Here is an 11,887-nt window from a genome sequence, read left to right as displayed (position 1 = left end):
CTGCCCACCGGGGCGCCGTCACCCGTCGGGCGGCCGCTGTCGCCGCCCGCGGCGGCCGCGAGGTCGCCCGGGTCGACCGGGGTGGCGGCGATGCCGGCCGAGTCGGCGTCGCGTCGCAGATCGGTGAGCCGGCGCTCCAGGTCGTCGGACTCCTGCCGCGACTTCCACGTCTCGGTACGCAGGTCGGCCAGCTCCTGCTGCGCCTTGGCGATCTCCAGCATCACCTGGGCGAGCTGCTGGCGGCCCGCGGCCACCTCCTGCTGGGTGGCGGCGAGGTGCTGCTGGGTGGTGGCCAGGTGCTGCTGCGTGGTGGCCGCGTACTCCTCGAACTGCCGCCGCGAGGCCGCGACGTGCTCGTCGGCCTTGCGGCGCTGGGCGGTGGCGTCCGCCTCGGCCCGGCGCAGCAGCTCGGCGGCCTCCAGCTCGGCCTGCTGCCGCATGCCGAGCGCGTCGGACTCGGCGGCCTGGCGGATGCTCGCGGCGTCGCGTTCGATCTCGTCGCGCCGGGTGGCGTACGCCTTCTCCAGCTCCTCGTGCCGCTTGGTGTGCTGGTTGTCCAGCTCGTCGCGGCGCTTGGCGAACTCCTGCTCGGCGGCGGCCCGGCGCTGGGCCAGCTCCTTCTCCGCCTTCCCCCGCTGCTCGGTGACCTCCTTCTCCACCCCGGCCCGCCAGGCGCCCAGTTCCTGCTGGGTCTGGGCGCGGGCCTGCTGCACGTACGCCTCGGTCTCGGTGCGCATGCGCTGCACGTACGCCTCGACCTCGGCGCGGTTGCGCTTGCCCGCCTCGGCGGCCTCGGTGGTGAGTCGGTTGGCCTCGGTCCGGGCGCGGCCGCGGGTGACCTTGGCGGCCTCCTCCGCGTCGTCCACGATCTTCTTGGCGTCGGCCAGCGCCTTGGCGTGGGTGGCCCGCCCGGCCTCGGCGGCGGCGTCGGTGAGTCGCTTGGCCTCCTGCTGGCCCTTGGCGTGCACCTCCTTGGCCGCCTCGCGGAGCTGGTTCGCCTCCTGCTGGGCCTTGGCCAGCGCCTCCTTGGCCGACTCGCGCAGCCGCGCGGCCTCCTGCTGGGCCCGGGAGTGGATCTCCTTGGCGGTGTCCCGCAGCTGGGTGGCCTCCTGCTGGGCCTTGGCCAGCGCGTCCTGGGCGGTCCGGCGCAGCTTCTCGGCCTCGTCCCGGGCGGCCGTGCGCAGCCGGTCCGACTCGTCCTTGGCGGTGGTCCGCAGCCTCGTCGACTCGTCCTTGGCGGCCTTGAGCGTGGCCTCGGCCTCGGCCTTGCGGGCGGCGGTGTGCCGCTCCTCCTCGGCCCGCCGGGCGGCGAGCGCGATCTCGAAGTCCTTGAGTGCCTGGGCGGCCTGCTCCCGGGCCTCCTCGACGATGTGCTCGGCGGCGGCCCGGCGGGCCTCGATCTCCTCGTTGGCGGCGGCGAGGATGTCGTCGGCCTGCTCCTCGGCCATGGTGAGGATCTGCTCGACCCGCGGACCGAGGTGACGGAACGAGGCGCGGTCCACCACCCCGATCTGCTTGCGCACCTGGGCGAGGTCGCGTTGCAACACCTCGACCTGGCCGGCCAGCTTGTGGATCTGGGTGTACGCCTGCTCCCGCTCGGTGGCCAGCGCCGCGATCTCGTGTTCCGCGCGGGCGACGTAGCGGTCGACCTGTCGTTTCTCGTATCCCCGCAGCGCGGACTCGAAGCTGGGCTCCGTGGTCACGTCCCCGCCGAGCGCGAACAGTTCCTCGCCGTGCGACATGCCCCCATCCTCACACGCATCCGGCTCTGCTGGGGCGATACGGACGCCCCTTCTGGGACCTACTTCACCCTCGTGGCGAAACGGGCCGGACAGCATGACGGCGCGGGGCGGCACCGGTCACCCGGTGTCACCCCGCGCCGTGGCTCATGCCCCGTCAGCGGGTGGTCGATCAGCTGGCCGACTCGGCCGTCACCTTCTGCCCGGAGGCGTCGGCCTTCGGGGCCTCGGCCTTGTTGGCGCCACCGGCCGGCACGCCCGGCACGATGCCGGCCAGGCCGGAGAGCATCTGGCCGAGCTGCGAGGTGACCGCGTCCTTCTGCCGGGTGAGGTCCTCGACCTCGCGGCGGGCGGCCTGCGTGGTCAGCTCGGCCTCGGTGCGGGCCTCGTTGAGCACCCGCTGCGCCTCGGCGCGCGCCTCGTTGAGCGTCTTGTCGGCCAGCGCCTTGGCCTTGTCGACCGTGTCGTTGGCGGTGCGCTCGGACTCGACGCGCCGGGCCTCGGCCCGCTGCTCGATCTCCTTCGCCCGCTCCTGGGCGGCGCGGGCCCGCTGCTCGGCCTCGTTCACCAGCTTCTGGGTCTGCGAGACCTGGGCGGCGTGCCGCGCCGACTCCTCGCGCTCGGCCTTCTCGCGCCGCTCGGCGAGCTGGAGCTCCAGGGCCTGCAGGTCCTTGTCGCGCTTGTCGCGCGCGTCGGTGAGCAGCTTGGTCGCCTCGGCCCGCTTCTCCTCGGCCTCCCGCGCGGCCTTGGCCCGCTGCTGGGTGATCTCCCGCTCGGCGGTCGCGCGCAGGGTGGCGACCTCCCGCTCGACGGTGGACTTCAGCTCGGCCACCTCGTGCGCGGTGACCGTACGCAGCTGCTTGGTCTCCCGGTCGGCGTCGGCGCGGAGGGTGTCCGCCTCGCGGCGGGCCTGCACGCGCACCTCGGCGGCCTCCCGCTCGGCGGCGGTGCGGACACTGCCGGCCTCGCGCTCGGCGGTGGCCTTCATGGCCGCCGCCTCGGCGCGGGCCTTGTCGGTGATCTCCCGCGCCTCGAGGCGGGCGGCGGAGAGGATGCCCTCCGACTCGCGCTTGGCCTCGTTGCGGTGGTCGTTGGCCTGCTCCTCGGCCAACCGGAGGATCTGCTCGACCCGAGTGCCCAGGCCGCTGAGCGTGGGCCGGCTGTTCTCCTCAAGCTGCTTGTTGGTCTCGGTCAGCTTCTGCTCGAGCGCGCCCTGGCGCTGCTCGGCCTGGCGGAGGCGGCGCTGCGCGTCGTTCATCCGCTGCTCGGCCTCGGCGCGGGCCTGCTCGGACTGGCTCAGTGCGGCGCTCAGCCGGCCGATGAAGTCGTCGACCTGGTTGGTGTTGTATCCACGCAGGCCAACGGTGAAATCGGGCTGTGAGTTCGCGTTATCGAAGAACGCAAGAGGGGAGGACTGCTGCTGGGGCATTGGGACATACTCGCAGACGCCCCAGGGTGGTTCGCAAGAGTGGTCGGCAGCTTTCGCGTCCTGTTTACATGGTCAACTCCGCCCGGCGGCGGGACCGGACCAACCGGCGATCTTGGCAGGTCCCGGGCGGGTCGGACCGGGCCCGGACCGGGGCGGGAAAAGGGCCGCGGGCGGGTGCCCGCGGCCCTTTGTCAGCACGACGGTCGAATGGTGTCCCGGTCGTCCGGAAAGGTAATCCGGGACAACCGTACGGTCAGTGCCCGCGGAACCTGTTGATCGCGCTTTCGTGGCGGGAGCGCAGCTCGGTGTCGCGGACGCCGAGCCCGTCGGTGGGGGCCAGGCAGCGCACGCCGACCTTGCCCTGGTGCGCGTTGCGGTGCACCTCGTACGCGGCCTGGCCGGTCTGCTCCAGCGCGTACGTCTTGGACACGGTGGGGTGCACCTTGCCGAGCGCGACCAGGCGGTTGGCCTGCCACGCCTCGTGGTAGTTGGCGAAGTGGCTGCCGACGATGCGCTTGAGGTGCATCCAGAGGTAGCGGTTGTCGTACTGGTGCAGGAAGCCGCTGGTGGACGCGCAGGTGACGATCGTGCCGCCCTTCTTGGCGACGTAGACGCTGGCGCCGAACGTCTCCCGGCCCGGGTGCTCGAAGACGATGTCCGGGTCCTCGCCGCCGGTCAGCTCCCGGATGCGCTCGCCGAAGCGGCGCCACTCGTCCTGGTCCTGGGTCTCCTCGTCCTTCCAGAACCGGAAGCCCTCGGCGCTGCGGTCGATGACCAGCTCGGCGCCCATCTTCCGGCACAGCTCGGCCTTCTCCGGCGAGGAGACCACGCAGACCGGGATCGCGCCGCCGTTGAGCGCCATCTGGGTGGCGTAGCCACCGAGGCCGCCGGAGGCACCCCAGATCAGCACCACGTCACCCTGCTTCATGTTCGCGCCGTGGTGCGAGACGAGCTGCCGGTAGGCGGTGGAGTTGACCAGGCCTGGGCTGGCCGCCTCCTCCCAGCTCAGGTGGCGCGGCTTGGGCATCAGCTGGTTGGCCTTGACCACGCACAGCTCGGCCAGGCCGCCGAAGTTCGTCTCGAAGCCCCAGATCCGCTGCTGCGGGTCGAGCATCGTGTCGTCGTGGCCGGCGGCGTCCTCCAGCTCGACCGACAGGCAGTGCGCGACCACCTCGTCGCCGGCCTTCCACCGGGTCACGCCGGGCCCGGTGCGCAGCACCACGCCCGCCGCGTCCGACCCGACCACGTGGTACGGCAGGTCGTGGCGCCGGGTCAGCTCGGAGAGCCGGCCGTAGCGCTGGAGGAACTTGAAGGTGGGCAGCGGCTCGAAGATGCTGGTCCACACCGTGTTGTAGTTGATCGCGCTCGCCATCACCGCGACCAGCGCCTCGCCCGGGCCCAGCTCGGGGGTGGGCACCTCCTGGACGTGCAACGCCTTGCGCGGGTCCTTGTCGCGGGTCGCCATGCCGTCGAACATCCGGGTGTCCTCGGCGCGGACCACCACGCCCCGGTAGCTCTCCGGCACCGGCAGGCCGGCCAGCCCGGCGAGGTCCCGCTCCGGCTGCGCCGAGCCCTCCGCCGCCATGATCGCTTCGAGGATGTCCTGCACGGTGACCTCCCGTTCGTCCGCACCCACACCGGGGGCAGGGGTGCTGCCATCGTCGGCGCCGGTGCGACGGGACCACCATGTCGGCAATCGACACATCCGGCACCGGTCGCGTTCCTGTGGGGCCGGACGTTACTGAACGGTAGCTAGGGCGGGAAGCCCTGTGTGAAAAACTGCATCCGCCGATGCGTGGAGGTGTCCGTGGGAACGCGCAACCGCGCATGGCCGCGCGCGTTCCCACGTGTTAGGAAGGGCCCCTTGTTAACAGACGTCTGTTAACAAGGGGCCCTTCCTTACACCTCAGGCGGGTTGGACCAGCTCGATCAGCACGCCACCGGCGTCCTTCGGGTGCACGAAGTTGACCCGCGAGTCCGACGTGCCCCGCCGGGGAGCCTCGTAGAGCAGCCGGACGCCGCGCTCGCGCAGCGCCGCGCAGGCCACGTCGATGTCCGCAACCGTGTACGCGACCTGCTGGATGCCCGGGCCGCGCTTGTCCAGGAACTTGCCGATCGTGGTGTCCGGCGAGAGCGGGGCGAGCAGTTGCACCATGCCGCCGGAGGCGTCCGGCCCGACCGCCAGCATCGCCTCGCGTACGCCCTGCTCGGTGTTCGTCTCGGTGTGCACGCAGCGCATACCGAACGTGCGCTGGTAGAAGTCGATCGCGGCGTCCAGGTCGGCCACGGCGATCCCGACGTGGTCGATGCGGCGCAGGCCGATGTCTGTGACAAACTCGGCAGCGGGCTCGACGGGGGAGTTCTCAGCCATGGCGCTAGTCTGACCGAACAATCGTTAAGGCGTACAGGTCGGCACCCCCTCGGAGGCAGGCAATGGCTTCGGTGATCGTCAGCGGCGCGCGGACCCCCATGGGGCGCCTGCTGGGCAACCTCAAGGACCTCCCCGCGACCAGGCTCGGTGGCATCGCGATCAAGGCGGCCCTGGAGCGCGCCGGCGTCGCGCCCGAGCAGGTGCAATACGTGATCATGGGCCAGGTGCTCCAGGCCGGCGCCGGGCAGATCCCGGCCCGGCAGGCGGCCGTCGAGGCCGGCATCCCGATGTCCACCCCGGCGCTGACCATCAACAAGGTCTGCCTCTCCGGGCTGGACGCGATCGCGCTCGCCGACCAGCTCATCCGGGCCGGTGAGTTCGACGTCGTGGTGGCCGGCGGCATGGAGTCCATGACCAACGCCCCGCACCTGCTGCTCGGTCAGCGCTCCGGCTACAAGTACGGCGACGTGACGGTCAAGGACCACATGGCCCTCGACGGCCTCACCGACGCCTGGGACTGCTGCTCCATGGGCGAGTCCACCGAGCGGCACGGCGCGAAGCACGGCATCACCCGCGAGGAGCAGGACGCGTTCGCCGCCACCAGCCACCAGCGCGCCGCCGCCGCGCAGAAGAACGGTCACTTCGGCGACGAGATCACCCCGGTGGTCATCCCGCAGCGCAAGGGCGACCCGCTGGTGATCAGCGAGGACGAGGGCATCCGCCCGGACACCACCGCCGAGTCGCTGGGCCGGCTGCGTCCCGCCTTCACCAAGGACGGCACCATCACCGCCGGCAGCTCGTCGCCGATCTCCGACGGCGCCGCCGCGGTGGTCGTGATGAGCAAGGCCAAGGCCAAGGAGCTGGGGCTCACCTGGCTGGCCGAGATCGGCGCGCACGGCAACGTGGCCGGGCCGGACAACTCGCTGCACTCGCAGCCGTCCAACGCCATCAACCACGCCCTGAAGAAGGGCGGCCTGAGCATCGACGACCTCGACCTGATCGAGATCAACGAGGCGTTCGCGGCGGTCGGCATCCAGTCCACCCGTGACCTCGGCGTCAGCCCCGACAAGGTGAACGTCAACGGCGGCGCGATCGCGCTCGGCCACCCGATCGGCATGTCCGGTGCCCGCCTCGTCCTCTCGCTGGCGATGGAGCTGAAGCGGCGCGGCGGCGGGACCGGCGCGGCCGCGCTCTGCGGCGGTGGCGGGCAGGGTGACGCGCTGATCATCCACGTGCCGACGGGTGGCGAGACCCAGGCGTGAGTGACGTGAACAGCCGGGCCGCCGGCCCGGTGCGCCGCAGCCGGGACGTACCCCTGCTGGTGGAACGGGCCCGCGCGGGCGACCCCCGCGCGGTGGCCCGGCTGATCACCCTGGTCGAGTCGGGCGACGAGGTGCTGCCGCAGGTCGCGGCCGCGCTGGCGCCGTACGCCGGGCAGGCCCAGGTGGTCGGCCTCACCGGCTCGCCCGGGGTGGGCAAGTCGACCACCACCAACGAGCTGGTGCGGGCGCTGCGGGCACGCGGTCACCGGGTCGGGGTGCTGGCCATCGACCCGTCCAGCCCGTTCACCGGCGGGGCGATCCTCGGCGACCGGGTACGGATGCAGGACCACGCCACCGACCCCGGTGTCTACATCCGTTCGATGTCCAGCCGGGGCCACCTGGGCGGGCTCTCCGCGGCCACGCCCCAGGCGGTCCGGGTGCTGGAGGGCGCCGGCTGCGACGTGGTGCTGGTCGAGACGGTCGGGGTCGGGCAGGCCGAGGTGGAGGTGGCGTCGCTCGCGGACACCACGCTGGTGCTGCTCGCCCCGGGCATGGGGGACGCGATCCAGGCGGTCAAGGCCGGCATCCTGGAGATCGCCGACGTCTTCGTGGTCAACAAGGCCGACCGGGACGGCGCCGACGCCACCGTCCGCGACATCCAGGGCATGATCGCGCTGGGCGAGCGCGGCCCGGGGGAGTGGCGGCCACAGGTGGTACGCGCCATCGCCGCCCGGGCCGAGGGCATCGACGACATCGCCGCCGCGATCGACAAGCACCGCGACTGGCTGGAGCGGCACGGTGAGCTGCGCCGCCGGCGGGAGGCGCGGGCCGCTGCCGAGATCGAGGCGATCGCGCTGGGCACGCTCCGCGCCCGGATCGGCTCGCTGCGCGACGGCACGCAACTCCCGACGCTCGCGGCGAAGGTGGCCGAGGGCGCGATCGACCCGTACGCGGCGGCCGACGACCTGCTGAGCCAGCTCGGCTCCTGAGGCGCCGGCCGGGCCGGTCCCACCGATCGGGGTTGGCCGGGCCCGGCACGGGGCACCCCTGTCGACACCGATCGACGGGGGTGACGGCATGGATGCGGAGGCGGCGACCGGCGGCCGGGCCGCCCCGTGGCGTGCCGACGGTGTCGGTCCACGGTGGTCACCGCTGCGGACGACGGGGATCGCGTTCATCGCGGTCATGGTCGTGTGCACGATGTGGATCATGGTGACCGCGGTCGGTGACCGCGACGGGTTCGGGATCCTGCTGGGCGGGTTCGGCCTGATCCTCCTCGTGCACCTGCTGGGCTTCTCCGCCGTGGTGTGGCTGCCGCGTCGACGCTCGGCGCGGCGCGCCCGGTCGGTGCGGACGCCGGACGGCGCGACGGGGGTCCGGTTCGGATACTCCCGCTGGGCGTACTACTGGCTGGCCGCGTTGATGCTGCTCAGCCTGCTGGGTAGCAGCTCGCTCGCCCTCGTGTCGGCGGCCATGGGCGGCACGGTCGATCTGCTGGTGGCCGTCCTCGTCGGGGCGCTGTCGCTGCTGCTCGGCTGGTTCCTGGTCACCGTGCTGCGGCTGGGGGTGGGCGGGGTGACGATCTCGCCGGCCGGGATCACCCATCGTGGCCTGGTCCACCTGCACGTCGTTCCGTGGCATGCGGTGCGCGAGGTCGCAGCCGGCGTGCGGGCCGGCGGCGCCGCCATCGTGGTCGAGGCTGATCCGTCCCCGGACACCGTGGTGCGCCGCCACACCGGATGGTTCGGCACCGGCGACGTGCGGGAGATACCTCGGCTGGTGGTCCGCACCCTCTGGTTGGCCACCGACCCGGTGACCGTGCTGTACGCGCTGGCGTTCTTCCACGAGCATCCGTGGGCGCGTGCCGAGTTGGCCGACCCGCGAGGGCTCCGGCGCATCACCGAGGGACGGATCGGGCTGCCGGGCCGGGCGGGCCGCCCCCACGGTGGATGACCCCACTAGTACGCTCGCAGCGCCCCGCCGCCCGGGTGGGACGCGGACGAACTCGGTGGGAGAGCATGGCTGACGAGGCTACGCAGGAGCTGTCGGTGACGCCGGACGCGACGGCCGGCGGGGCCACGCACGTCGCCGACGAGGTGGTGGAGAAGATCGCGGTGGCCGCCGCGCGGTCCGTGCCCGGCGTGGCCGAGCTGGGCGGCGACGTGGCCCGCTTCTTCAACGCGGTGCTCGACCGGGTCGGGCTGGACCAGGTCGGCGACGCGCGGCGCGGCTGCACGGCGCACGTCACGAACGGCGCGGCGGTGGTCAACCTCGTGATCGTGATCGACGGCGGCCACCCGGTTCCGCAGGTCACCGACGGCGTGCGGGTCGCGGTCACGTCCGCCGTCGAGGCGTACGGGCTGCGCGTCGACGAGATCAACATCAAGGTCGACGACGTGGCGTTGGGTGGCCCGGTGGTGCCGTCCGCCTGATCCGGTTACCGGCCGGTACGCACATCCTTAGCGATCGTTCAGGGCGGCGTTCTACACTCGGTCTTCACGAGGACTCGAGGAGGAGCTCCGCGCATGGACGCTGACGAGATCGCCGCCGGCCGGGCCCGCTGGCAGGCCCGCTACGACGCCGCCCGCAAGCGCGACGCGGACTTCACCACGCTCTCCGGGCTGCCCGTCGACCCGGTGTACGGCCCGCCGGAGGGCACCGCGTACCCGGGCTTCGAGCGGATCGGCTGGCCGGGCGAGTTCCCGTACACCCGGGGTCTGCACCCGACCGGCTACCGCGGGCGGACCTGGACCATCCGGCAGTTCGCCGGGTTCGGCAACGCCCGGCAGACCAACGAGCGCTACAAGATGATCCTCGGCGCCGGCGGCGGCGGGCTCTCCGTGGCCTTCGACATGCCGACGCTGATGGGCCGCGACTCGGACGACCCGCAGTCGCTCGGCGAGGTCGGCCACTGCGGCGTCGCGGTCGACTCGGCCGCCGACATGGAGGTGCTCTTCGACGGCATCGACCTGGCCGGCGTGACCACCTCGATGACCATCTCCGGCCCGGCCGTGCCGGTCTTCTGCATGTACCTGGTCGCCGCCGAGCGGCAGGGCGCCGACCTGTCCACGCTGGACGGCACGCTCCAGACGGACATCTTCAAGGAGTACATCGCGCAGAAGGAGTGGCTGTTCGACCCCGAGCCGCACCTGCGCCTGATCGGCGACCTGATGGAGTACTGCGCCCGGGAGATCCCGCGCTACAAGCCGCTGTCGGTCTCCGGCTACCACATCCGCGAGGCCGGCTCGACCGCCGCGCAGGAGTTGGCGTACACGCTGGCCGACGGCTTCGGCTACGTCGAGCTGGGCCTCTCCCGCGGGCTGGACGTCAACGTGTTCGCCCCCGGCCTGAGCTTCTTCTTCGACTCCCACGTGGACTTCTTCGAGGAGATCGCCAAGTTCCGCGCGGCCCGCCGGATCTGGGCCCGCTGGCTGCGCGACGTCTACGGCGCGACCAGCGAGAAGGCGCTCTGGCTGCGGTTCCACACGCAGACCGCCGGGGTGTCGCTGACCGCCCAGCAGCCGGTCAACAACGTGGTCCGGACCGCCGTGGAGGCGCTCGCCGCGGTGCTCGGCGGCACCAACTCGCTGCACACCAACGCGCTGGACGAGACGCTCGCCCTGCCCACCGACGAGTCGGCCGAGATCGCCCTGCGTACCCAGCAGGTGCTGATGGAGGAGACCGGGGTGGTCAACGTGGCCGACCCGCTCGGCGGCTCCTGGTACGTCGAGGCGCTCACCGACCGGATCGAGGCCGAGGCGGAGGAGATCTTCGCCCGGATCAGGCAGCTCGGCGGCGAGGGCCCGCACACGATCGGCCCGATGACCTCGGGCATCCTGCGCGGCATCGAGGACGGCTGGTTCACCGGGCACATCGCCGAGTCGGCGTTCGTCTACCAGCAGGCGCTGGAGAAGGGCGACAAGAAGATCGTCGGCGTCAACTGCCACACCGGCACGGTCGCCAAGGACCTGGAGATCCTGCGCATCTCGCACGAGGTGGAGCTGGAGCAGCGCCGGGTGCTCGCCGAACGCAAGTCGGCCCGCGACGACGCCGCGGTCACCGCCGCCGTGGCGCGGATGGTCGAGGTCGCCCGCAGCGGCGAGAACATGATCCCCGCCATGCTCGACGCCGTCCGCGCCGAGGCCACCCTCGGCGAGATCTGCGACGCCCTGCGCGCCGAGTGGGGCGTCTACCGCGAGCCCGCCCGCTTCTGACCCTCCGGACCTCCCCGGCGATCGTGCACGTCGGGCCCTCGGCACGCGGCAGTTCGTCGCATTTGCCGGGACGGAACGTGCACGATGGCGGGGAGGTGGCGGTGGGGGCGCGGCGTGGGGGTTGAGCAGGGGTGAGAGTGGCGACGTCGCCGTTGCGGGTGAGCGGCGTTCCGTGTGACACGTGCGAGACTAGACAACCATGAGCGACCCACGGATCACCTCGTCGATCTTCACCCGCGGCGCGGTCGACCTCAGCGCGCTGCGCACCCCCGCACCGGCCGACACCACCTCCGCCACACCGTCACCGGGCGGCCCGCCCGCCGGGCTGCCGGGCAGCCCCGCCGGCTCGGCCGCGGTGATCGACGTGACCGAGGCGAACATCCAGTCCGAGGTGCTCGAACGCTCGCTCTCCACACCGGTCGTGGTCTTCTTCGGTGCCGCCGGCTATCCGGAGAGCGACCAGTTCGCCCCGGTGCTGGAGCGGCTGGCCGCCGAGGGCGCCGGAACGTGGCTCCTGGCCCGGGTCGACGTGCAGCAGCAGCCGCGGCTCGCGCAGATGTTCCAGCTCCAGGCCCTGCCGACCACGTACGCCATCGTCGGCGGCCGTCCGGTCGACGCCTTCCCCGGCGTGGTGCCCGAATCCCAGCTGCGGCAGTGGCTCCAGGCCGTGCTCAAGGCCGCCGGGGTCACCGTGGCCGAGCCCGAGGACCCGCGGCTCGACGCGGCCGACGACGCGCTGATGAGCGGCGACCTCGACGCCGCCGAGGCGGCGTACCGGAAGATCCTGGCCGAGTCCCCGGCGGACGCGGCGGCGGAAGCGGGCCTGGCGCAGGTCGGGCTGGCCCGCCGGGTGTCCGGCGCGGACCCGCAGG

At 72.6% G+C, this 11,887-nt stretch carries 10 protein-coding genes; 6 read left to right on the top strand and 4 right to left on the bottom strand.

Annotated features, from left to right (window positions below; translation table 11 throughout):
- The 4 genes from HUW36_RS14950 to mce form a co-directional block, all read right to left on the bottom strand.
- Positions 1-1,742, bottom strand: a 1,742-nt coding sequence (locus HUW36_RS14950; protein WP_246248178.1) for a coiled-coil domain-containing protein, incomplete at its 3' end; no start/stop codon positions are given.
- 169 nt (positions 1,743-1,911) lie between these two features.
- The gene (locus tag HUW36_RS14945; protein ID WP_174528720.1) at positions 1,912-3,168 is read right to left on the bottom strand and encodes a DivIVA domain-containing protein; all 1,257 of its coding nucleotides are present in this window, start codon (positions 3,166-3,168) and stop codon (positions 1,912-1,914) included.
- A 253-nt stretch (positions 3,169-3,421) separates the two neighbouring features.
- Entirely contained in the window at positions 3,422-4,777 is a 1,356-nt protein-coding gene (ccrA, locus tag HUW36_RS14940) for a crotonyl-CoA carboxylase/reductase (RefSeq protein ID WP_098747380.1), read from the bottom strand.
- A 297-nt stretch (positions 4,778-5,074) separates the two neighbouring features.
- Entirely contained in the window at positions 5,075-5,539 is a 465-nt protein-coding gene (mce, locus tag HUW36_RS14935) for a methylmalonyl-CoA epimerase (protein ID WP_174528719.1), read from the bottom strand.
- A gap of 62 nt (positions 5,540-5,601) precedes the next feature.
- Here mce and HUW36_RS14930 point away from each other — a divergent pair, with 62 nt between their 5' ends.
- From HUW36_RS14930 to HUW36_RS14905, 6 genes are all read left to right on the top strand, one after another.
- Positions 5,602-6,801: an acetyl-CoA C-acetyltransferase gene (locus HUW36_RS14930; protein ID WP_174528718.1), complete on the top strand. Its 1,200-nt coding sequence runs from the start codon at positions 5,602-5,604 to the stop codon at positions 6,799-6,801.
- 5 nt (positions 6,802-6,806) lie between these two features.
- Positions 6,807-7,790, top strand: a complete 984-nt coding sequence (gene meaB / locus HUW36_RS14925; protein ID WP_425487239.1) for a methylmalonyl Co-A mutase-associated GTPase MeaB — start codon at positions 6,807-6,809, stop codon at positions 7,788-7,790.
- A gap of 88 nt (positions 7,791-7,878) precedes the next feature.
- Positions 7,879-8,754, top strand: coding sequence for a hypothetical protein (locus HUW36_RS14920; protein WP_174528716.1), 876 nt, complete (start codon positions 7,879-7,881; stop codon positions 8,752-8,754).
- A 65-nt stretch (positions 8,755-8,819) separates the two neighbouring features.
- Positions 8,820-9,233, top strand: coding sequence for an Asp23/Gls24 family envelope stress response protein (locus tag HUW36_RS14915; protein ID WP_174528715.1), 414 nt, complete (start codon positions 8,820-8,822; stop codon positions 9,231-9,233).
- A gap of 93 nt (positions 9,234-9,326) precedes the next feature.
- On the top strand, positions 9,327-11,015 hold the full coding sequence (gene icmA, locus HUW36_RS14910; protein WP_174528714.1) for a coenzyme B12-dependent isobutyryl-CoA mutase large subunit: 1,689 nt from the start codon (positions 9,327-9,329) through the stop codon (positions 11,013-11,015).
- 199 nt (positions 11,016-11,214) lie between these two features.
- Positions 11,215-11,887 (top strand): thioredoxin family protein (locus HUW36_RS14905; RefSeq protein ID WP_174528713.1); only part of this gene is annotated, 673 nt, incomplete at its 3' end.

This window comes from Micromonospora maritima, assembly GCF_902825405.1.
Lineage (GTDB): Bacteria > Actinomycetota > Actinomycetes > Mycobacteriales > Micromonosporaceae > Micromonospora > Micromonospora maritima.
This window is presented reverse-complemented; position numbering and strand designations above follow the sequence as displayed.